At 53.5% G+C, this 22,570-nt stretch carries 20 protein-coding genes; 12 read left to right on the top strand and 8 right to left on the bottom strand.

From position 1 onward, the window contains the following. Positions 1 to 22 precede the first annotated feature (22 nt). Positions 23 to 496 carry a cytochrome c gene (locus METH11B_RS0119880; RefSeq protein ID WP_026603521.1) on the bottom strand — a complete coding sequence of 158 codons (474 nt, stop codon included), beginning with the start codon at positions 494 to 496 and terminating at the stop codon, positions 23 to 25. A gap of 174 nt (positions 497 to 670) precedes the next feature. Here METH11B_RS0119880 and glnE point away from each other — a divergent pair, with 174 nt between their 5' ends. The 3 genes from glnE (at position 671) to METH11B_RS0119865 (ending at position 5,993) form a co-directional block, all read left to right on the top strand. Beyond that, on the top strand, positions 671 to 3,544 hold the full coding sequence (gene glnE / locus METH11B_RS0119875; protein WP_036276241.1) for a bifunctional [glutamate--ammonia ligase]-adenylyl-L-tyrosine phosphorylase/[glutamate--ammonia-ligase] adenylyltransferase: 2,874 nt from the start codon (positions 671 to 673) through the stop codon (positions 3,542 to 3,544). A 65-nt stretch (positions 3,545 to 3,609) separates the two neighbouring features. Then, positions 3,610 to 4,242: a ribonuclease T2 family protein gene (locus tag METH11B_RS0119870; protein ID WP_026603519.1), complete on the top strand. Its 633-nt coding sequence runs from the start codon at positions 3,610 to 3,612 to the stop codon at positions 4,240 to 4,242. Positions 4,243 to 4,343: 101 nt separating this feature from the next. Next, entirely contained in the window at positions 4,344 to 5,993 is a 1,650-nt protein-coding gene (locus tag METH11B_RS0119865) for a phospholipase D-like domain-containing protein (RefSeq protein ID WP_026603518.1), read from the top strand. 124 nt (positions 5,994 to 6,117) lie between these two features. Here METH11B_RS0119865 and METH11B_RS0119860 read toward each other — a convergent pair whose 3' ends face one another. Beyond that, positions 6,118 to 6,333 (bottom strand): hypothetical protein, encoded by a 216-nt coding sequence (locus METH11B_RS0119860; protein ID WP_036276238.1) that lies wholly within the window; start codon positions 6,331 to 6,333, stop codon positions 6,118 to 6,120. On the opposite strand from METH11B_RS0119860, the gene METH11B_RS0119855 reads away from it, so the two are divergent. The 3 genes from METH11B_RS0119855 to METH11B_RS0119845 are packed head-to-tail and all read left to right on the top strand — an operon-like array spanning position 6,332 to position 10,865. Beyond that, complete coding sequence (locus METH11B_RS0119855) at positions 6,332 to 7,540, top strand: efflux RND transporter periplasmic adaptor subunit (RefSeq protein ID WP_026603516.1); 1,209 nt, start codon at positions 6,332 to 6,334, stop codon at positions 7,538 to 7,540. The two genes, METH11B_RS0119860 and METH11B_RS0119855, sit on opposite strands and share 2 nt — an antisense overlap. Then, a complete protein-coding gene (locus METH11B_RS0119850; protein ID WP_026603515.1) occupies positions 7,537 to 9,474 on the top strand; it encodes a MacB family efflux pump subunit in 1,938 nt (645 codons plus the stop codon). The genes METH11B_RS0119855 and METH11B_RS0119850 overlap by 4 nt, the downstream gene beginning before the upstream one ends. A 2-nt stretch (positions 9,475 to 9,476) precedes the next feature. Beyond that, positions 9,477 to 10,865, top strand: a complete 1,389-nt coding sequence (locus tag METH11B_RS0119845) for an efflux transporter outer membrane subunit (RefSeq protein WP_197026980.1) — start codon at positions 9,477 to 9,479, stop codon at positions 10,863 to 10,865. Positions 10,866 to 10,942: 77 nt separating this feature from the next. Here METH11B_RS0119845 and METH11B_RS0119840 read toward each other — a convergent pair whose 3' ends face one another. The 4 genes from METH11B_RS0119840 to METH11B_RS0119825 all read right to left on the bottom strand — a co-directional run bounded on the left by METH11B_RS0119840 (position 10,943) and on the right by METH11B_RS0119825 (position 14,109). After that, positions 10,943 to 11,755: a hypothetical protein gene (locus METH11B_RS0119840; protein WP_155931148.1), complete on the bottom strand. Its 813-nt coding sequence runs from the start codon at positions 11,753 to 11,755 to the stop codon at positions 10,943 to 10,945. Positions 11,756 to 12,002: 247 nt separating this feature from the next. Then, a complete protein-coding gene (locus METH11B_RS0119835) occupies positions 12,003 to 12,533 on the bottom strand; it encodes an REP-associated tyrosine transposase (protein ID WP_026603512.1) in 531 nt (176 codons plus the stop codon). A 97-nt stretch (positions 12,534 to 12,630) separates the two neighbouring features. Continuing rightward, a complete protein-coding gene (locus METH11B_RS0119830) occupies positions 12,631 to 13,176 on the bottom strand; it encodes a uracil-DNA glycosylase family protein (protein WP_036277908.1) in 546 nt (181 codons plus the stop codon). A 168-nt stretch (positions 13,177 to 13,344) separates the two neighbouring features. After that, a complete protein-coding gene (locus METH11B_RS0119825) occupies positions 13,345 to 14,109 on the bottom strand; it encodes an exodeoxyribonuclease III (protein WP_026603510.1) in 765 nt (254 codons plus the stop codon). A 72-nt stretch (positions 14,110 to 14,181) separates the two neighbouring features. On the opposite strand from METH11B_RS0119825, the gene METH11B_RS0119820 reads away from it, so the two are divergent. Further along, entirely contained in the window at positions 14,182 to 15,585 is a 1,404-nt protein-coding gene (locus tag METH11B_RS0119820; RefSeq protein WP_036276235.1) for an amino acid permease, read from the top strand. A 168-nt stretch (positions 15,586 to 15,753) separates the two neighbouring features. Here the strand turns inward: METH11B_RS0119820 and METH11B_RS0119815 are convergent, their stop codons facing one another. Then, positions 15,754 to 16,242: a TlpA family protein disulfide reductase gene (locus METH11B_RS0119815; RefSeq protein ID WP_020483141.1), complete on the bottom strand. Its 489-nt coding sequence runs from the start codon at positions 16,240 to 16,242 to the stop codon at positions 15,754 to 15,756. Positions 16,243 to 16,861: 619 nt separating this feature from the next. Here METH11B_RS0119815 and METH11B_RS0119810 point away from each other — a divergent pair. The 5 genes from METH11B_RS0119810 (at position 16,862) to METH11B_RS0119790 (ending at position 21,619) form a co-directional block, all read left to right on the top strand. Beyond that, a complete protein-coding gene (locus METH11B_RS0119810) occupies positions 16,862 to 19,396 on the top strand; it encodes a TonB-dependent receptor (RefSeq protein WP_231499643.1) in 2,535 nt (844 codons plus the stop codon). A gap of 289 nt (positions 19,397 to 19,685) precedes the next feature. Beyond that, positions 19,686 to 20,204 (top strand): hypothetical protein, encoded by a 519-nt coding sequence (locus METH11B_RS29565; protein WP_026603507.1) that lies wholly within the window; start codon positions 19,686 to 19,688, stop codon positions 20,202 to 20,204. Beyond that, the gene (locus tag METH11B_RS29560; RefSeq protein ID WP_026603506.1) at positions 20,205 to 20,909 is read left to right on the top strand and encodes an amidohydrolase family protein; all 705 of its coding nucleotides are present in this window, start codon (positions 20,205 to 20,207) and stop codon (positions 20,907 to 20,909) included. It abuts the gene before it with no gap. Positions 20,910 to 20,976: 67 nt separating this feature from the next. Then, positions 20,977 to 21,213, top strand: a complete 237-nt coding sequence (locus tag METH11B_RS0119795; RefSeq protein WP_026603505.1) for a FitA-like ribbon-helix-helix domain-containing protein — start codon at positions 20,977 to 20,979, stop codon at positions 21,211 to 21,213. Then, a complete protein-coding gene (locus tag METH11B_RS0119790) occupies positions 21,200 to 21,619 on the top strand; it encodes a type II toxin-antitoxin system VapC family toxin (RefSeq protein WP_026603504.1) in 420 nt (139 codons plus the stop codon). Before METH11B_RS0119795 ends, METH11B_RS0119790 begins: the two co-directional genes overlap by 14 nt. Here METH11B_RS0119790 and METH11B_RS0119785 read toward each other — a convergent pair. Further along, positions 21,616 to 22,479 carry a class I SAM-dependent methyltransferase gene (locus tag METH11B_RS0119785; protein ID WP_231499642.1) on the bottom strand — a complete coding sequence of 288 codons (864 nt, stop codon included), beginning with the start codon at positions 22,477 to 22,479 and terminating at the stop codon, positions 21,616 to 21,618. The genes METH11B_RS0119790 and METH11B_RS0119785 overlap by 4 nt on opposite strands. Between the last annotated feature and the right edge of the window lie 91 nt (positions 22,480 to 22,570).

The raw sequence follows: 22,570 nt of genomic DNA, 5'->3' as shown, positions 1-22,570 counted from the left end.
ATAGCGGCGATTGGCTCATTTTCTAACCCCCAAGCTTTCTAAACAAAGCATGACAAGAGGTACAGGTGGTATTGATTTCATGCAGACTATCCGGAATGGCGTCTATATGATTTTGCTCGGCAAGCTGCTGCAATTGGCGCATCTCTTCCCTCAGCTTGCCGGCCAGGGCCAGAAACGTGGTCTGCTCGACCGCGTTTAACTGCAAACGGGGCAACTGAGCAATCATCGTCTCGACATTAGCCGCCAAATCCCGCGCTGCTTCGCCGATTTGCCGTGAATATTTACGGCGCTCCACGTCTAATTGCTGCTCGGTCATAAACCGCTCCTGCATCAGGCTGTCCATCCTGTCCATCAGTTCATGCAAGCGATTGTCCCGCACCGCATGTAAGGCCGGCTGGCCGGTTTGGCTACGTCCGCCCTCCAAATGCGCATACTGATTATTTTGGCTACAAGCGCTCAATATCGATACTAGTGCCGATAGATACAGGGTTTTCATGCGTTGCGCTCCGATTCGATCAATCTGAAATCTGAAAGATGCGGCTCACAGCCGCATCATGGCCTAGTTTAAGTTTACCCGAATCCTGTAGGGATATTTTTTCAGTCGCTATCTAGGGTAGCGTTCGCAGTTTAGGTATCATGCTGCTTCCGTTCTTCCGACAGGATACCGCCTATGTCACTTCTCGATTCTCTGTCCCAGCACACGGTAATGTTGCCGGATGAACTGCGGACCTTGGCCGCCGACTTTTGTTCTCAGCTCGACGAAAAACTGAGTCAGGAGCAACGCCAAATTTTCGACAACGAGGTATTTTCCGCCTCGGTGCTAAAAGTGTGTGTTTGCAGCCAATTTATCAGCGAAAACTGGCTGCGCAATCCCGATCTGATTCCGGACCTGGTGACATCCACCGATCTGTTCGCCCCTTTGCGCAGCGCCGATTATGCCGCCGCATTGCAACAGAGCGGCTACGCCGAAGGTGAACCCGCCTTGGCCAAGCAATTGCGCCTTTTCCGCCGCCGGGAGATGATCAGAATCGCTTGGCGCGATCTGGCCGGCTGGTCCGACCTGGACGAAACGCTGACCGATTTAACCGCCTTGGCAGAGGCCTGCATTCAAACCGCTCTGGATTTTTTATACCGCCAGGCTTGCGCGCGCTGGGGCACGCCGACGCTGGCCGACGGTACGCCGTTTAATATCGTGGTGCTGGGGATGGGCAAGCTCGGTGCCTGGGAACTGAATTACTCCTCCGACATCGACCTGATCTTTGCCTACGCCGAGGACGGCGTACTGACCGAGAAAAAAGAAATCAGCTACGGCGAGTTTTTTACCCGCATCTGCCGGTCGCTGGTCAAAATGCTGGACGAGATAACCGTGGACGGTTTTGTGTTCCGCACCGACGTGCGCTTGCGGCCCTTCGGCGATAGCGGCCCGTTAATCATGAATTTCGACGGCATGGAGCAATACTATCTGACCCAAGCCCGGGAATGGGAACGCTATGCGATGATCAAGGCCCGCCAAGTAGCCGGTGATTTCCATACCGGCAAGCAACTGGCGGCGCTGATTAAACCGTTTGTCTATCGCCGCTATCTGGATTACGGCGCGTTCGAGGAACTGCGCTCGTTAAAATTCCAGATTGCCCAGGAGCTGAAACGCCGTGACCGCGCCGACAATGTCAAACTCGGCCCCGGCGGCATCCGCGAAGTGGAATTCATCGGCCAGGCCTTTCAACTGATCCGCGGCGGCCAAGACGTCGCCTTGCAGCAACGTGAAATTCAGACCGTCCTCACCGTGTTGGAAGAACTGGGGTTGATGATTGTCGAGGATGTGGCGACCTTAAAGTTTGCCTACCGGTTTTTGCGGCGCGTGGAAAACCACATCCAGCAATACCAGGACAAACAAACTCACGACCTGCCGGCAAATCCGCTGGTGCAGCGGATTCTGTCGTATTCGCTGGACTTTGAGGATTGGGGCGCGTTCAAAGCCGAGCTGGATCAGGTGCGTGCATCGGTGCAGGACATCTTCGAGCAGGTGTTTTCGCTCAGCGAACAAGACAACAAACAGCAAAGTGCCCGCTTGATCTGGACCAGCCCCGCCGACAACGAATTGGCGCTGGAAGCCCTGGCCGACTACGGCTTTACCGATCCGCTCAGCATCCAAAAAGCCCTGGTCGATTTTAAAGAATCGCACGCGATTAAACGCATGACCAGCAAGGGTGCCGGGGTGTTGGACCGGCTGATGCCGCAACTGATAGAACAAGTAGCAAACAGCGAAAATAGCGATGCGACCTTGCTGCGCATTTTAGATTTATTCGAAGCCGTGGCCGGCCGCAACGTCTATCTGGCCTTACTCGCCGAAAACCCGGATGCGCTGAATCAATTAATCAACCTAGCGGCAGCCAGCCCGTGGATTTGCGAATATCTGTCGCTGTATCCGATTCTATTCGACGAATTGCTGGATACCCGTTCGCTCTACGACCCGCTACAAAAACAGGCCTTGCGCGAGGACTTGCAACGCGAACTCGCCCGCGTCGATACCCAGGACAGCGAACAACTGATGATTGCGCTACGCCAGTTCAAGCACTTGAACGTGTTGCGGGTGGCCGCCGCCGACATCATGGGCGTGATACCGGTGATGATCGTCAGCGACTATTTAACCTGGACCGCCGAAGCCATTCTGGAGCAGGTCTTGCAATGCGCCTGGCACATGCTGGTCAGCAAGCACGGTCACCCGCCCGGCACCGGCCCTAATCCGCAGAACTTTGCGATCATTGCCTTCGGTAAATTCGGCGGAATCGAGCTGGGCTACGGCTCCGATCTGGATTTGGTGTTTTTATACGCCTGCGCCGACGGCGATGCGCAAACCAACGGCGAAAAACCGATCAATTCCGGCCAGTTTTATTTACGCCTGGGCCAAAAAATCCGGCATATTCTGGATACCAAAATGCTGTCCGGCATCCTCTACGAAGCCGACTTGCGCTTGCGACCCAACGGCGATTCCGGTTTGCTGGTCACGCATATCGACCATTACGAAGCGTATTTAAAAAACGAGGCCTGGACCTGGGAGCACCAAGCCTTGGTGCGCGGCCGGTTCGTGGCCGGCGACGAAAACTTAAAGCACAGCTACGAAGCGATTCGCGGCCGGATTTTAGCCTTACCCAGAGACCGGGAAGAACTGAAAACCCAAGTGCGGGAGATGCGCGAAAAAATGCGCGACAATCTGGCACCAAAAGACCCGGCGGTATTCGATCTGAAACAAAGCCAGGGCGGCATCGCCGACATTGAGTTCATCGTCCAATTCGGCGTGCTAGCAGAAACCGCGCAGCAGCCGAGTCTGGCGACTTACACCGATAACGTCCGCCTGCTGGAAGGTTTGCAGCAGCACGGTTTTATCTCGCCAACCGATGCCGCGCTGTTAAAACGAGCCTATTGCGCCTATCGCGATTATGGCCATCACCAAGTGTTACAAGGCCTCAGCGCCACCGCGCACGGTGACGACTTTCACGAGTTACGCGCTGAAGTAGAACGGATTTGGCAACAGTTTATGCTCTGATGCTGACCGGATGAAAAAGTAGGGGCGGATTCATTCGCCCTACCCTCTAAAACCTGGAGCAATTTATGAAAACTTGGTTACTGCTGTGTTTGGCAGCATTCTCGACCGGCCTGTCCGCCAACGGCAAGCCCGGCAAGTTCGACGCTTATGTGCTGGCTTTATCGTGGTCGCCCACCTATTGCGAGGAACAACCCAAAGACCGCGAACAGTGCGGCAAGAAATTGGGTTTGGTGCTGCATGGCCTATGGCCGCAATACAACGTCGGCTATCCGAGCTTCTGCACCAAAGAAGCCTATGCACCTAGCCAGGCCCAAGCGTTTCCAGAGCTATATCCCTCCGAATTTCTATTCGAACACGAATGGGAAAAACACGGCACCTGCTCCGGATTGACCCAAACCGGCTATTTTCAATTATCGCAAGCGCTGAAGAGCAAGGTCGCCATCCCGCTTAACTATCAGCGGCCGCAAAAACCTTTCCGAACCACAGCGGAAGGGTTGAAAAGCGCCTTTGCCGAGGCCAACCCTTGGCTGAAAGAACAAGCCATCGTCCCGTTTTGCAGCGGCGGTGGACGGTTTTTCAAGGAAATGTTCGTGTGTCTGGATAAGAGCGGTGCGACAGCCAGTTGCGGTGCCGACGTGGTGAAAAGTGCGGCGAAATCTTGCGGGCAAAAGGATTTTTTGGTGCGGAATATTAAATAGCTGCGCTGGCGCTACCGCTATTTTTTAATGTTTGCCAGCCTCGCAACTGCAAGGTTAAAAGACGTAAACTTGCTATCCACTCTATCTAAACGGAGACGGCCATGCGTAGCAAAATCGAAATCAGCCCCAACGGCTTACAAGTTAGGGCAATCGCCGGCACTTACGTGGTGCTGTTGGCATTTACCTGCCCGAAAGCGTATTGCAGCGGTTTGCTCGGTTTCGGCATCCGCCGCAAGGATCATGAAAACGGCGAAGTGACTTGGCTGCGCGGTTTGAAGCGCTTCGACCTGCCCGGTGACGACGGTTACAGCGTCAGCAGCCGCGACCATCCGATCCAGAAATTTCATTGGGGTGACTACACCACCAAACCTGGCCGTACGTATACTTACACCATTCACGCCCTGACCGGAAAACCGGGCGCATTAAAAACTTTCGAGTCGGTGGCAGTGCAAGTGAGTTGCGAACACCCGGTCGCCGTCGGCAACCAGGGACATGCCGTGCATTTCAATCGCAGCGCCGCTGCCAGCCAGGCTTTTGCATCGAGGTTTCCACATTTGCCGACCGGCGAAATTGTCGATGAAAACGCCCGCCGTTGGTTATCGCGCGGCTTGGAGGAAGCCCTAATCGCCTATATCGACGCTGCCAAAGCCAAACAGGGCCTACATTTATTTTTGTACGAATTTGCCAAAGACGCGTTTTTCGAGGCTTTGAAACGCGCCAAGTTGCGCAAAGTCAGACTGGAGATTTTGTACGACGGATTGCTGGACGGCAAGGGTGAAGGCCCCTCGCTTGACGCGCTACCGCAGATCAAAAAATACGGCTTAAAAAGCGCCTGCAAAGCTCGCACCGGTGCCGGCTTGACTATCTCGCATAACAAATTCATGGTGCTCAGCAACGGCAAAGGCCAGCCGATTTCGGTGTGGACCGGCTCCACCAATTTCACCGATGGCGCAATCTACGGGCAATCCAACGTCGGCCACGTGATAAGCGACGCCACAGTCGCCAAACAATATTTCGCTTGGCACCAAGCCGTCTGGAAAAACCCCAGTTTGCCGGGAGCCGATTCGCGGAAACTGGTGATGAGCTTAACCCAACCGCCGGCAACGACCGAAGCGGGATCGCATTTGGTACTTAGCCCGCGCAAATCCACAGAAGCCATCAGCGAATGCGCGGAATGGGTAACGGCGAGCAAACGCCTGATCTGTTTTACCGCGCCGTTTGCGATGCACGACGAACTAGAAGCCGCCCTAGTCAAAGCACCTGCGCATGTATTGGGTTTGTTGAACACCCGCAGCGTGGTGGGCAAAGCCTTACACGACGCCCCCAACACCCAACTCGCGGCCAGCGCCGCCATTAACGAAAAATCCATCCTGGAAGTATGGCAAGGCCGATTGTTAGCTGAGTCCAAACATCATTCCGGCGTACACGTACATACCAAAATCCTGCTGGTAGACCCGCTCTCGGATAACCCATTGGTCGTCACCGGCTCAGCCAACTTCAGCACCAACTCCTGCCGTTACAACGATGAAAACCAGTTATTTATCGTCGGCGATACGGCGGTCGCCGATGTTTATCTGGGCGAATTCATGCGCATGTTCGATCATTACTATTTCCGCGACTATTCCGCCTGGGCCGCCAAGCAGAAAAAGCTCAATCCGCAGGCCGGCTTTCTGGACGGCACAGACCAATGGGCTTTACGCTTTTTCGAAGGCGGCGAACGGGAGGCTGCACGGTTGGCGTTTTTTGCTTGAAAAGTTCCTCTAAGGAGTAAAGGACTCTCCATCTCCCTCTGGGAGGAGGCCGGTATGATGCAATATATTTAGAGATCCCCCTAAATCTTGCCTATCAATCTACGTCTAGGTAGACAGGCGCTAATCAAACTTTACCAAGCTTTACCTTTCCTAGAGGTTTGCCGGCTTGCCAAGCAAAGTGGCAGATAATACACTGCAAGCTAGTTTCAAAAGCCGCTCGCCCGCCGATTTGCAACGGGTTGATGCAGCGCACTCCCCAGATACCGCTGTCGAAGCCATCGCCACTACTGCTGGTCGGGAAACGATCCGTCATCCTAAAGTAGCCACTAATAAGTAACATGCCTCAATCCACCGCTTCATCGTCAAACCGCCGGGGTCTGCGCTGGCTTGTCGTGTTTTTATTGGCCATAGCCGTTGCTGTTGGCAGCTGGTATCTTGCCAAGCAACCCAAAAATACCGACCAGGACCACGCCGAAACCGTAGAAGTGACGCTGGGCGATCTGGAAGAAAACGTCACCGCCCAAGGCAAACTCGAGCCTAAGGAATATGTGGATGTCGGCGCCCAGGTGACCGGTCTATTGCAGAAAATTTACGTCAAAATTGGTGACAACGTGCAGACCGGCCAATTGCTGGCGCAGATCGATCCGCGGATCTACGCCGCTCGCGTCGCCGCTGGCGAGGCCAACATCAAGAATTTGCAGGCCCAGTTGACTGGTCAACAAGCCCAAGTGGTGTTTGCTCAACAGCAATACGACCGCAACCGCGAGTTGCTGCAAAGCAAAGGTATCAGCGTCCAGGACTTTCAGAACAGCGAGTTCACTTTAAAAAACGCCAAAGCCACTGCCGAGTCGCTGCAAGCGCAGATCGAACAAGTGCAATCGACTTTAAACGGCGACAAGACCAACCTGGGATTTACCAAAATCTTTGCCTCGATGGACGGCACCATGGTTGATCAGAAAGCCCGCGAAGGCCAGACCTTAAACGCCAATCAAACCACCCCCACCATCCTGCAACTGGCCAAGCTGGATACGATGACGGTGCGCGCCCAGGTTGCGGAGGCCGACGTGATGCGCTTGCGTTCGGACATGCCGGTCTATTTCACCACGCTGGGCTCCGGCGAACGGCGCTGGCAAGGCACGGTGCGGCAAATATTACCGACACCGGAAGTGATCAATAACGTGGTGCTGTACAACGTACTGGTCGATGTCGATAACCGCGACCGGCAATTGATGACCGGCATGAGCACGCAGATGTTCTTTGTGTTGGGCAAGGCCGAACAAGTGCCGCTGCTGCCGGTCAATGCCCTCGGGCCGCGCCAGCGCAACCAGGATCAAGGCAACGGCCACGCTTACCAAGTGAAAGTGCTTACCGAGCAAGGCCCGCAAGACAAAATCGTGCAAATTGGCTTGAGAACCCGCCGCTTTGCGCAAGTGGTTGAAGGACTGGTGGTTGGCGACCGCGTGCAGATCGCCGCCGGCAAAGAGGATAAATCCAAAAGCCGCAAAAAAGACCAAGGTTATCCCGGCGCCGGAGTTCCGAGACTATGAGCGCCCTCCCCCTGCTGGAACTTAAACATATTCAACGTTTTTACCCCAACGGCGACAGCATTGTCCGCGCGTTGGATGATGTCTCGTTGACCATCTGGCCCGGCGAGTTTGTGGCCATCATCGGTCAGTCCGGCTCGGGCAAATCGACTCTAATGAACCTGATTGGCTGCCTGGATAAGGCCGACGTCGGCAGCTACCGGGTGTTGGATCAAGACGTTGCCGACTTAAACCCGGATCAACTGGCCGAGCTGCGCCGGGAAAGCTTCGGTTTTGTGTTCCAGCGTTACAATCTGTTGAATACTGCCAGCGCCGCCGAAAATATCGAAATTCCGGCTCTGTACGCCGGCCTGGGCAAAGCCGAGCGTCATCAACGCGCCTTGCAATTACTAGCCAAACTGGGCTTGGCCGACCGTAGCGAACATAAACCGATGCAGCTCTCCGGCGGCCAGCAACAACGGGTCGCCATCGCCCGCGCCTTAATGAACGATCCGCCGGTAATTCTGGCCGACGAACCCACGGGTGCGCTGGACAGCCAAAGCGGTACCGAAGTTATGGCCTTGTTAAAGGCTTTGCATGCGGAAGGCCGGACCATTTTACTGATCACCCACGACGACAAAGTCGCCGCGCACGCCCAGCGCATCGTGCATATCGCCGATGGCAAAATCGTCAGCGACGGTCCCGCCAACCGCAGCGGCCAGCGCCTCGCGCCGCCCGTGCATCGTGGCATCGGTGCCGCCGGCTTGCTGGCCGAATTGGGCGAAGCCGCCAAAACCGCCCTGCGCTCACTGCGCGCCAACCTATTCCGCACTGCGCTGACCTTGTTGGGCATCGTCATTGGTGTTGCCGCCGTAGTAACCATGCTGGCGGTCGGCCAAGGCAGTCAGGAAAAAGTACTCGAGCAAATGCGGGCGATGGGCACCAACGTGTTATCCATCCGCCCCGGCATACCCGGTTTTCGCGGCGGGGGCGATGTTGCCACGTTGATGCCGGCCGACGCCGACGCCATCGCCGAGCTGGACAATGTGCTGTGGGCCTCACCGGAACGCAGCAGCCGTTTGACGTTGCGCTACGGCAATGTCGATTACGCCACCAGCGTGCAGGGCGTGGCCTCCAGCATGCCGCAGGTGCGCGACTGGCCCTTGGGTAGCGGCGACTTCTTCGACGAGCGCGACCAACGCCGCTACGCGCCGGTGATGGTGCTGGGCGAAACCGTGCGCAAATTGTTATTTGTAGACGGCGAAGATCCGCTCGGCCGCTACGTGATGATCGGCAACATCCCCTTCGAGGTAATCGGCGTGATGTCCAGCAAAGGTGCGGATGCCATGGGCACCGACCGTGACGACGCAGTGTTCGTGCCGATCAGTACTGGTTTGATCCGCTTGTTTGGGCAAAAGTATTTGGGTGGCATCACCGTGCTGGTCAAGGATGTCTCCATAATCGACACCACTCAGCAAGCGATCAGCGACTTACTGATTGCCCGCCATCAAACCGAGGATTTTCGGATTCGGAACATGGCCTCCATCATCGAATCGGCCACCGAAACTCAAAATACCTTCACGATGATGCTGGGCATCGTCGCGGCAATTTCCTTGCTGGTCGGCGGCATCGGCGTGATGAATATCATGCTGGTCAGCGTCACCGAACGTACACGGGAAATCGGTATCCGCATCGCCACCGGCGCCCGCCGCCGCGACATTTTGCTGCAATTTAATACCGAAGCCGCTGTGGTCTGCACTTTAGGCGGCCTAATGGGTGTGCTGCTGGGCTTTGCGGCCGGGTATGTCCTGAAGTATTTTGAGATGGCGGTATTGTTTTCGCCGCTGCCGGCGATCCTGGCTTTTTCCTGCGCCTTCGGCACCGGCTTGCTGTTTGGTTATTTACCGGCGCGCAAAGCCGCCCATCTGGACCCGGTTGTGGCCTTGGCGGCGGAATGACGATGAAGCCTAGTTATCCAGTGTTATTAGCTGGCTTGCTGAGTGTCGCAACCGGCTGCAATTTACTGACCGAATACCAACGGCCAACGGTGGAAACCCCGGCGCAATGGCACGAACCCGCGCAAACCACCTCGGCAAGCGTCGATCCGCAATGGTGGCAAGCCTTTGCCAGCAACCAACTCAACCGCTTAATGCGCGAGGCTTTGGCCTATAACAACGATCTGGCTGCCGCTACGCAACGCGTCGCCCAAGCCCGCGCCCAAGCCAAAATCGCCGGCGCCGGGTTATGGCCGGCGGCTAGCTTGAGCGGCGATTTCCGCGACAATCGGAACACCAAAACCGACAGCCAACAAAGCAGCGGTCAAATCGACATTGCCTACGAAGTGGATTTATGGGGCGCCAACCGCGCCCGACGCGACGCCGGCACCGCGCTGATGCTCAGTCAAATCTTCGCCCGCGATGCTTTGAAATTGGTGGTGATGTCCGACGTCGGCCAGGCATATTTCAATCTGCTGGCAATCCAGGAACGTCGGCAAATCGCCAGCGATTTCCTGGACACCGTCAACGCGATTTTGACCATCATCGAAGCCCGGCAACGCGCCGGCGCGGCTTATGAACTGGAAGTGGCGCAACAGCGCACCGCGCAAGCCAACGCCCGCGCCAGCCTGGATTTATTGATGCAGCAGCAAACGCTGGCGGAAAACAGCCTGGCGATACTGCTCGGTCATCCGCCGCAAAATCTGGCCCTGGAACCCGCGCGTTTCGTGGACCTTGCCGTGCCCGACATTGCCGCCGAGCAACCGGCCACGCTACTGCAACGCCGGCCGGACATCGGTCAGGTGGAAATGCAATTGATCGCTGCCAACGCCGACATCGCCGTGGCGCGCGCCGCGTTTTACCCAAAATTGCAACTCAGCCTGGGCAGCGTGTTAGCCAACCCGCAACCGGCCGGCGTCGCCGCGACGCTGGCGGCCGGCCTGACCCAACCCCTGTTTCAAGGCGGGCGTTTGGAAGGTGCTTTGAGCAACGCGCTGGCCGCGAACGCGGAGTTGGTGGAAACCTATCGGAAAACCGTGCTGACGGCGTTCAAGGAAGTCGAAGACGCCGCAGCTATTTACAACAACTCCAGCCGTCGCCTCAGCGCCCTGGAAACCGCCGCCGCGCAAGCCCGGCTGGCTTACAACATCTCCCAGGAGCGCTACCGATTAGGTGCCATCGATTATCAAGCCTTGTTAAACACCCAGACCAGTTACCTCAGCACCGAAAACAGCCGGGTGCAGGCGAGACTGGATGTGTTGGTCGCCCAGGTGCAATTGTATAAAGCCTTGGGGGGTGGTTGGTCGTTGAGTGAGCAGAATACCGATTTGTCGGCTGTGGGGCCTGGGCCATGACTAAGGAATTGGCGCAATGTCCGTTGCTTATTGCGCCTTACGCCCTTGACTAAGTTACCAGAATTGAATTCGTATTTTTAGAAAGTCATAGAATAACCGATCAGTCTATTTCCAGAATCCATGACATGACCAAGAAAATTTGAAACACCATTTAGGTACCGCTGCATTTCGAAATCTAATTTTTTTAAATTTACACCTTTGTATGACTCAAAATACGAAAATCTTGCAAGCCTATTATCGACTATTTCACTATGTTTAATCGCGTTATTCAACGTCCGACATTCATTGGTATCAGCATAACCATCTAAGTCTTTAAATTTTATTCCTTTCAATTTGAACTTACGTTCAAAATCCTCCCATTTGAATATACTTAAATTATCCTCAATCGAAATTGTTGGGAAATAGTATTCGATACACGTTATAAAGTTAAACAGAAACTTTTCCAAGGCTGCGGACAGCCCAATTACGGTATATTGATCAACAAATCTTTTAATTCTAGTTATTTCTTGTTCACAAGCCAACAAAGAGTCTAGGGATCTTATATTCTGAACCTGAAACCATAACAAATCATCTTCATCAAGATTTGGTGGATACTCACCCCATTTTATTTTATGAATAGCCTCCTGCTCATCCAGTAGTACAGATCTACGATTTATATCTTTATAAATAATTTGATGAAACTGACAAAGGTCTTGCATATGCCAATATAGCTCACCTCCATATTTTGAGAGTGGTCCAATATCAATAGAAAAGGGTTCTGGCCCGCCATCCTCTCCAAGCGGGAACTGATTTATCCAACGAATTGGTTTGAATCTTAAATTGCTGTGAACCATTGAAAATCTCTTAATCAAAAATTTTTGAACATATGGGGCATAAGAAACTCTGGTCATGTTCAAACGCGATAATGTTCGCAAAACCCTGACGAAAATAACTCGATAAGGTGCGCTAAATCCTGGCGAAAATAGGATGCTGCCGTTGTGGGCACATCAATCACGACTGTTGCGCCTCGTATGGCTCGGCACAACCTATTTTGGACTGAGCACCTTTATTGTTTCGGGCATAATGACAAACAGGGCTTTCAATGCGATAGCCTGCGCCAAATAGGATGTGCCGACGCCAGGAGGCGCATCTGTCGAGTTACTCGATACCTTTAATGTCCGGCCTTTCATTCTTCCCCCAACTCTCTGCATACACTCCCTGTTTCACAAAACGGTGGAAACTTGAATATGGCCAATCGACTACGTTTTTCACATGGCCGTGTTTTACCGGATTCCAATGAATATAATCGACGTGGCGATTGTAATCTTCTTGGTCTTCAATTAGGTGCGCCCAAAATCGCCGCTGCCAAACACCACGCTCGCGGCGTTTTTGCCGACTTTTCGAAATTCGTTCTCCATGGTCAATTGACCTGGAAAACCGCCCTTTCAAGATATTCCATCTGACAGAGAAATCGCCGTCATCGGGTGGCAAGGTCCAAACACAATGCAAATGATCAGGCATGATAACGATGGCATCGATATGAAAAGGTTTGCGTTGCTTTACATACCGAAAGGCATTTCGCAATTCGTCAATCCTATCAATCAGCAGGTCATTGTTTTTCCGTTCGGCAAGATTGACGGTGAAAAACCACATGGCGTTGGGTATGTAAAATCGACGGTATTCGGTCATGGGGTCATGGTGACTCGATCGATGCGCCTCCTAACGTCGGCACATCCTATAGGGTGCCCCTTAAGAAGCAATAAACAAAACAAAACAACCCAGCCCATCAACCGCTCAACACCTGTCGCCAAGCGGCATGTTCCTGAATAGTGGCCAAAGCCGCTTCCAGCAAACTGGCGCCCGGCTGGGTACGATGCCAGGTGGAGGCGCCGGAGGGATGCGGCAGCGGGATGACGTCGGTGTCGTGGCCGTGAAAATTCAGGCGATGCAGGCCGCCGATGACGTCGCTGAGTTTGTCGACCGGCAACATTTGCTGTATTGCAAGCTTGCCGACCGGGATGATCAACTTAGGCTGTAACAGTGCTACCTCTGCTTGCAGCCAAGTTCCACATTGCTCGATTTCCTGCGGGTTGGGCACGCGGTCGCCGCCCTTGGGATTTTTGCCCGGAAAGCAGCGGCACACAGCCGCCATATACACCCGCTCCCGAAAACTGGCTTCGTCCAGCCCGATCTGGGCAAACCATTTGAACATCGTCTTGCCCGCCGTCCAGGCAAATGGCCTACCGAGTGCGCCTTCCTTGTCGCCGGGTGCCTGGCCAATCAGCAAAATCGGCGACAACACCGGTTTGCCGCTGACTACAGGGCGGATCATGGCCGGACATCGGGCGCAAGCCAGCAGGGCTTGACGGTGTTGTTGCAGCAAATGCTCTGGTTCGCTCATGATTGATGAAAATCAAAAAATTAAAAACATCCCTCACCCTAGCCCTCTCCTTTATGCCCTGCGGGTACGGAGGGAGAGGGGACTTTTAGATTTTCCGGTTCAAAGCGCCAGCTCGATACCGACCGGGCAATGATCGGAACCAGTCACTTCCGGAAGAATGAAGGCGTCCTTGATCTGGCTGGTCAAAGCCTCACTGGTTAAAACGTAATCGATCCGCCAACCGATGTTGTTGGCGCGAGCATTGGCGCGATAGCTCCACCAGCTGTAGGCCACGGTATCGGGGTGCAGATGGCGGAAACTGTCGATCAGCCCAGCTTCGACGAAGTTACTGAAGCCGTCGATCTCGACTTGGGTATAGCCGGCGGATTTGTTGTAATTGGCTTTGGGTCGAGCAATGTCGATGGCTTGGTGGGCGACGTTAAAATCGCCGCAAGCTATCAGCGGTTTTTGGCTTTGCAGCTTTTGCATGTAGGCCAAAAACTCTTTATCCCAGGTCTGCCGGTAATCCAGCCGCGCCAAGCCGTCGCCGGAATTGGGTACATAGACATTCAATAGATAAAACGTTTCGAATTCCGCGACGATTACCCGGCCTTCCTGGTCGTGTTCGGCAATGCCCATATCGTGCACCACTTGCAGCGGCGGTTGCCGGCTTAATATCGCCACACCGGAATAACCCTTGCGTTCCGCCGAGTTGGTGTACAGGTGATAGCCGTGTATATTTTCCAAAGCCTTGCTGACTTGCTCGTCTTGGGCTTTGGTTTCTTGCAACAACACGCAGTCGGCGTCGAGTTGGCTCAGCGTATCGGCAAAACCTTTATCTTGCACGGCGCGGATGCCGTTGACATTCCAGGAGATAATTTTCATGTGGGATTCCATTGGGATAGAGCGAATTAGCTCGGTATTTTACCGGCTTGCCAGCCGCAAAGGGGATAGATCGTGAACAATTGGCGCATGCGCAAAACCTGGTCGGCCGCTGACAGGGTGCCGGCCGAACACCGATTGCAGGCTAGTTTAAGCTGGCCGCACCTCATGGCGCTGGGCGTAGGGGCGGTTGTCGGCACCGGCATTTTAACTTTGATCGGCGTCGGTGCAGCGAAGGCAGGGCCGGCGGTGATCCTGGCGTTTGTGATTGCCGGGGCGATTTGCGCCTGTGCGGCCTTGGCTTATGCGGAAATGGCGACACTGATGCCGGCCGCCGGCGGAGCCTACACCTATGCCTATATTGTCATCGGCGAATGGGCGGCCTGGTTTGTGGGTTGGAGCCTGATTTTAGAATATTCGCTGGTGGTCAGCGCGGTAGCGGTCGGCTGGTCCGGTTACGCAGCACCGCTGCTGCAGGAAGGCTTGGGCGTGCCGATGCAGTGGATGCAAGGCCCGGAACTGGGTGGATTGATCAATCTGCCGGCGATTATTATCATCCTGGTCGTCACCACGCTACTGCTGGTCGGCACCAAAGAGAGCGCCAGCGTCAATGCCTTGTTGGTGATGGTAAAGCTCACCGCTTTGCTGGTGTTTATTGCGGTGGTGCTGCCATTGTTGGACGTTACACATTTTCATCCCTTCATGCCGTTTGGCTTTGTTAAAACCCTGGGCGCTGATGGCGTGGAGCGCGGGGTAATGGCCTCGGCGGCCATCATCTTTTTTGCCTTCTACGGCTTCGATGCCATTGCCACTGCCGCAGAGGAAACTCGCAATCCTGATCGCGATTTGGCGCTAGGCATCGTCGGCTCTATGCTGATCTGCGTGCTGATTTATGTCGTCGTGGCGGTGGCGGCGCTGGGTGCTTTGGATTATCGGCGCTTCGCCGACAGCCCGGAGCCCTTAGCGCTGATCCTGCGCGAGTTGGACCGACCTAACGCGGCACGCTGGTTGGCGGCATCGGCGGTGATTGCTTTGCCGACCGTGGTGCTGGCGTTTTTCTACGGACAAAGCCGGATTTTCTTTGCGATGGCCCGCGACGGTTTGCTACCGCGCGCTCTGGCCAAGGTCTCGCGCCGCGGCATGCCGGTGCGCACCGTGTTATTTACCGCCGCCATCGTCAGCATTATCGCCGGTCTATTTCCCTTGGCCGAAATCGCCGCGCTGGCCAATGCCGGGACTTTGCTGGCGTTTATGACCGTGTCGCTGTGCATGCTGCTATTGCGGCGCAGGCAGCCGGGAATGGTTCGGAAATTTTCCGCGCCCATGGCCTGGGTCACCGGGCCGATTGCGATAATCGGCTGCCTGTATCTTTTTATCAGCCTGCCGAGTGCTACGCAGCTGTATTTTCTGATCTGGAATCTGCTGGGGATTGCGGTCTATTACTGGTATGGCTCGCGGCAAACCGCAAAGACGGGCTAATACCTGCCTTTGCTCTAGTTCAGTTATGGAGGGGACTTCTGAAAATTAAAAAACCTCCTTCTCCCTCCGGGAGAAGGTTGGGATGAGGGGAATAAAACCAATTATTTACATCCATCAGCCTAGCCCTCTCCCAGAGGGAGAGGGCTGTTTATAGTTTCCCCAGAGACATCACATCTTCAACTTACTGAATTGCGCTTCGAATTCTTCCAGCGACATCGCCCCGCTCTTACCCACACGCTGATGGCCAGCGTCGAAGAAATAAGTTCTGGGTAATTCGCCGTACCAGGCCGGGTCGATTTCGTAACGCAGCTTTTCCGGATTGTCCGAAGCAAACGCCCAGTTCTCCAGCCCGCCCAACTTGTGGCTATCAATAATCCGCTTAATCTCCGGCAAGGCTTCAGCATCGTCGGTGGCTAACATGACGATTTTTAAAGCCGGATGTTTCTCGTGCAGTTTACCTAGGATGTCCATGTCCTTTAGGCATGACGGACAATCCACCGACCAGATCGCCAGCATTAAAGGCTGATTGGGGCTTGCCGCCAAGATCTGTTGGTAACTGCCGGGGATGAAGGGTTTTATTTCGACCTGATCCGCCCAAACCGCGTTACTGCCAATTAGGTTTAAAGCTAGACCAACCAGAATGGTTCTTATGTTCATAGTATCCTTATTAAATAAGCTGCTATCGCAGGCCGATTGTAGACATCAAAATCAGCAAGCACCTTAACGCCAGTTAGGACGACATTCAAGCCTAAACGGAGGATGTGACGACAAAGTTGCTGTCGTCTAAATCCAATCCACGGAACATCGTTTTTTAACATAGTTTTATTTTTTTGTTTCTGCATGACTGACCCTTTATGACTAGGCACTTAATAATTTCACTACGCAAGCACCTCAATCTTTTATAAGCCGGTGTACGCATCAAATTGTTGAAAATATTGAACTATCCAGCATCTTTTAAAACTCTCGCTGGTTTAAAGGATATGGGTCCCAAGCATAGTGTCTTGGAATAACGAGGCGTATCACCCAAAAAAAACCAAAAAATCAGTCAAATAACACAGTTTATTAAAAATAAGCCGCAACTATTAATTATTTATCAATAAAATCAAAGCCATTTAATCTTGGCCCCAATCTTGCCGGAATTTCGGAATATCTTTTATCCGGAAAACCTGTTGGCTATCAGCATGATCAAGCTCTGAGAATCGCTAAAAGTGATTAGATCAGAAAGCTAAAAAACTTAGCAATAATCCAGAAATAATAATTACAACCGAGATTAAACGTGAAAAATCAATCCGAAACACTTGAGAAATCAGCACAACATAGATTGCCGATGCGTTCTTTACTGTCTACTGCTGTTCTGCTGGCCATTACCAGCAATTTAGCCATCGCTGAAACACAGAAGAAAAGTACTGGCGACGCGACGAAACATGCGGCAAAAAATGCAGAAGCTTCCAAGCCAACGGACCAGTCCATTGTTAGCGATAGCCAAACAGCATCAAAACTAGTGTCGTCGGAAACTCCTGCCGCGGGCAGTAACACAAAAGACGAGGTGATGGAAGAAATGGTTATCACCGGTGAAGTGGCGAAAGACTCGCATTTCACCTCGCCATCCACCCGCTTATCACGCGCCGAAATTGAACGGCAAAACGCCCAAACCACCGAGGAAGCCGTCAAGTACCAACCGAGCTTACAAATTCGTCAACGTTACATCGGCGACCCTAACGGCGTGTTGGGCATCCGTGGTGCCGATATGTTCTCTACGGCCAGAAACATGGTCTACGCCGACGGCTTGCCCCTGCACAATCAATTGCAAGCTTCTTTCAACGGGGCGCCGCGCTGGTCCATGGTGGGCCCAAACGAAATCGACGCGGTTGACGTGGTATACGGTCCTTTTTCCGCAGAATACAGCGGCAATTCCATCGGTGGCGTGGTAAATATCAAAACTCACATGCCGATGAAAGAAGAGTACTACGGAGAAACCAGCTACTTCGTGCAGCCTTGGGAGAACATTGGCGCCGATGGCGGCACCTTTGACGGCAATCGGCAATATTTCTCGTACGGCAACCGTCTGGATAAATGGTCGGCTCTGCTTTCCTATAATCGCTTGGAAGCGGAAAGCCAACCTATGAGTTACTTCATCGACAATACCGGTTTGCGTAATCCTACCGGTGTAACGACCGCAGTAAACGGCGCGGTACCGACACTGGACACCCGCGGCACGCCGAGTTATATCTACGGCGACACCGGCCCTGAATTGGTCAATACAGACCTGGTTAAGCTTAAAGTAGGCTACGACATCACCCCGGATTTGCAGGCGATATTTACCGGTGCATTCGAAGAACGTACCCGCAAATCAGAAAAACCGCGCAATTATTTGACCTCTGCAAACGGCAACGCCTACTACGGCGATAATACTACTGACAGCAACAACAGTACTCGTGATGCTGTATTCGCTGGCAGAGCGTTCAATGTTCAAAACAGCGGCTTTGGCCCTTCAGACGACGAAAGGCAAACCATGCAAATCGGTATGCAGCTTAAAGGGGCTATCACCGATACCTGGGACATCGACACCACGTTCAGTTATCTGGATGTCATAAAAGACGAACGCCGATCAGCGTTTTTCTCACCTGATGATCCCCGCAATCGAAACTCCGGCCAATTGCAGGTATTTGACGACTTCAATTGGAAGAACTACGACCTGAAACTAAGCACCCGGGAATTGTTCGGCTGGAAGCCATTAGAGTTCTTAGGTGGTTACCACTTCGATAACTACAACATGAATTTCAAGCAATTTGGTTATGACAGCTATTCGGCAAATCGAATTGGCGCTGAATCGTTAGATAGACGTAATCAAGGCGAAGTGACTACCAATGCGATGTTCGGTCAGTTCGCCTACCACTTTGCTCCCGACTGGGATTTGACCTTGGGCGCGCGTTACGAGTGGTGGTTGGCTTCCAGTGGTGTGGGTCGCGGCCGGGATTTGCCGGATCGCAGTGACGATGCAATTTCGCCGAAAGCATCTTTAGGCTTTGAACCAGCCAATTGGAAATTCCGCTACTCTTTCGGCCGTGCTTATCGTTTTCCGGTCATCGCGGAGATGTATCAAAACTCCGTGTCTCCAACAAGCGTAACGACCGCGAATGAAAACTTAAAAGCCGAGGACGGCTGGCATCACAACTTCATGATCGAATACGGATTGGACAACGGCTATGTGCGGGTCAATGTGTTCCGGGATGACATACGCAACACGATCCAGCAAGTCCGCCGCGCATCGGGCGTTTTTACAGAGAATGGGTTTCAAAACATTCCTGCTACCAGCACCACCGGCGTAGAATTGGTATACGACCAAGCTCGGGTGCTAGATTCTGACTTCGATTTGAATTTTAACGCCACGTGGATGAATGCCATCGTGGAAGATGGCGGGCCGGACCTCATCTTCACGGAAGCGAGTGGCTCACCCACCCGTTACAATCTGACCGGAAAAGAACGGATTCGACTACCCGAATGGCGCTTCAATGCCCTAGCTACTTATCACATCAGTGAGGCTTGGGACACATCAATGGCCGGCCGCTACACCAGCGACTCATACAACGATATCGACAACGGCGACCACGTTAACAACGTGTTCGGCTCTCAGGACGGCTTTTTCTTCCTGGACTTCAAAACCAGTTACCGCTTCAAATACGATTTGCTCGGTAAACCTGCGAAAAGTCGCATCTCATTCGGTATCAACAACCTGACGGACAAAACGGCTTATGTATTCCATCCTTATCCACAAAGAACGTTCTTTCTCGAGGGCGCAATAAGTTTCTAAGTTCTAAGAAATTTTTTGACCTAGCCCTTAAACATCGTCGCTCCCGCAAAGGCGGGAGTCCAGCGGCTATACTGGATTCCTTGAGCCGTCTAATGGCTCCCTCCTTCCCAGAAATGACGAATCCAAGAAATTTAAGAGCCGGGTTATTAATCGCCAAACCCGCGAGGCCATGGCGGTAGCACCAACCCACTCGAAATGCGCCCCAGCCTCTTTACAACCCATTTGATTTTTCGGATCCTATCCCCACAGCATCCGACCTAAAAAACACCCCATGCCATCAAACCATCGCATGCCCGCTAAAAGTTGCGCCCGCCGCCGTTTTCTAAAACTAGCGGCTGCCGGCTTGGCTTCCGCCAGCACACCGGCGTCTGCGCTATTTCGCTTAACCAACCAATGCCTCGATCCGACCGGGACGCCAGCATCAGCCCTGGAAACCGCCGCCTGGCAAGGTATTAATCCGGCAGACTGGTGGGATTGCCACACGCATATCGTCGGTTCCGGCGACAGCGGAAGCGGCATTACGCAAACGCCGGATATGCACGCGCCGCTAAAGCACCCGGTGCAAACCCTGCAACATTGGGCCTACGCCAACGCCGCCTGCATCCCCGACACCCACCAAGACGTCGCATTCGTCAAGCGTCTGCGCGCACTGATGGATACTACGCCCAAGGGCGCTAAGGCCATGCTGTATGCCTTCGACCGCGCTCACGGCGCCAGCGGCGACCCGGATCATGCCAATACCGCATTTTTTGTGCCCAATGAGTACGCCCAAAGTTTGGCGCAAGCCTATCCGGAGCGCTTCGAATAGGTGGCCAGCATCCATCCTTATCGCCAGGATTGCGTGACGGTATTGGAAAAAGCCGTGGCGAATGGCGCGCGTGCCGTCAAATGGCTGCCGCCGGCGATGGGCATAGACCCGGCTTCGCCGCAATGCGACCGGTTTTATAAAGCGGCTGCGCAATTAAACATCCCGATCATTACCCACGGCGGCGAAGAAAACGCGTTGCATGGTGCCGACCAACCTTTATTCGGCAATCCGCTACGTTTGCGGCGGGCTCTCGATGCTGGCGTCCGGGTTGTGATCGCCCATTGCGCGACGTTGGGCACGGATGTGGATGAAGACGGCCGGGAAGTCAGAAGCTTTGACTTGTTTGCCAAGCTGATGGCCGATAAACAGTGGCAAGATAGGCTATTTGGGGATATTTCCGCGATTACCTTGCGCAATCGTGACATGGAGGTCATTAAGACCTTGCTGACGGAAACGAGCTGGCATGGTCGATTGCTATATGGTTCAGACTACCCCCTGACCGGGATTTTGCCGTTGATTTCACCCGAAGCTTTTGCCAAAGCCGGCTTGCTGGCGGCAGACGCCATCGAACCGCTATTGGCCTTACAGGAATACCACCCCTTCCGCTTCGATTTTGTCTTGAAACGCAGTTTGGCCTGGCAAGGTAAGCGTTTTGCGGATGGCATCTTTGCGACTCGGCCGTTTTTTACGGGCCAACAACGTTAGAGTTAAAAAACTGCCGCTACGCCAAAGCGCGTGCTAGCATTGATAGCACCACCCCTTGGAGTTAGCTATGCCCAGCCTTGTTGTTAGAAATCTTGATGAAACGCTGGTTAAGGCTTTGAAAGCCAGAGCTGCCGCCCACCATCGTTCCACAGAAGCAGAACATCGCGCCATCCTGGCGGAGGTTTTGACCGGGCCGCAACGGAAATCTTTTACGGAAGCGCTAGCCGCCATGCCCAATGTCGGCTCGGATACTGACTTTCTGCGTGTTGATACCGAGAGCGATTTGGCTGATGTATTTGATTGACACGAATGTGATTAGCGAAATCCGCAAAGGCAGCAAGACAAATCCGGGCGTTAACCAGTTCTTTGCTGGCGTCGCCCAAAATGATCACAAGCTGTATATTTCTGTCGTCACCGTCGGTGAATTGCGGCGCGGCGTGGATCTGATTTATCACCGCGGCGATTTTAGCCAAGGCGAGTTACTCGAGAACTGGCTAAACCAGCTTATGAAGGAATATCGCCATCATGTCCTGCCTATCGACACCGAGATTGCGCTGGTTTGGGGGAAAATGCGCGTACCAAATCCTCAACACCCCTTGGATAAATTGATCGCTGCTACGGCGTTAATTTACGATCTTACCGTTGTCACCCGGCATGTTGGTGACTTTGCCGGCACAGGAATTCGGGTCCTCAATCAATTCACGGATTAAGCCGTCGCCCGCAGCAAATTGCCGTAAAACAAGGCTTTGCCGGTTTTGCTTTGCATCCAGAGCTGTTTTATTTCGATTTGGTTTTTAGCAAAGCATGGGGCGGCGTTGTTGGCCAAATCCGCCCATTCCACTTTCGGCGAGTAAGTATTCAGGATTAGAAACCCGCCGGGATTCATCAAGCGGCGCGCCGTTTCGATCAAATCGGCTAGCTGATTTTCCAGCTTCCATTTTTCGCCCTTGGCCCCCAAACCCCAGGCCGGCGGGTCCATGATGATGCCATCGTAATGGTTGCCGCGTTTCAATTCGCGCTTGGCAAATTTCAAGGCATCTTCCAACACCCATTTAATGTCGGTCAGCCCGCTACGCGCCATGTTGTCATTGGCCCAATCCAGCATTTGCTTGACCGAATCCACATGCACCACTTCCGCGCCTTTCGCTCTCGCCACCAGCGAGGCCGCACCGGTATAAGCAAACAGATTCAACATTTTTTGCCCTGGCTGCAAATGTTCAGCGATAAACTTCCAGTTAGCCTGCTGCTCCGGAAATAAGCCGACATGTTTAAATTTGGTGAGTTTCAAGCCAAACTGCAATTGCTCATAGGCAATTTGCCAGTGGTCCGGTGAATTCGGCTTCAGACTTTTCCAGCTACCTTGGGTGGATGATAGCTCTACAAACTCCCAATGCGCCCTGTCCTGCCATTCTAGCCATGACCAACCCGGCTTGGACTGCGCTTGAATCTCCGGACGGATGGTTATCACCTCGCCCCAGCGCTCCAGTTTTTTACCGTCACCGGCATCCAGTAACTCGTAATCGGGCCAGCTAACCGCGTATTCCCGATCTTCATTTCCAGAAATTGCCACGCTACTAGCGGGTTTGCTTGCAGATGATTGGCGGTGAAGTTGGTGCTTGGACATAGTGGTGGGCAGATGCAGAGGCTGGTTAAGCCGGCAA

Origin of the sequence: Methylomonas sp. 11b (genome assembly GCF_000515215.1) — a bacterium.
GTDB lineage: Bacteria > Pseudomonadota > Gammaproteobacteria > Methylococcales > Methylomonadaceae > Methylomonas.
This window is presented reverse-complemented; position numbering and strand designations above follow the sequence as displayed.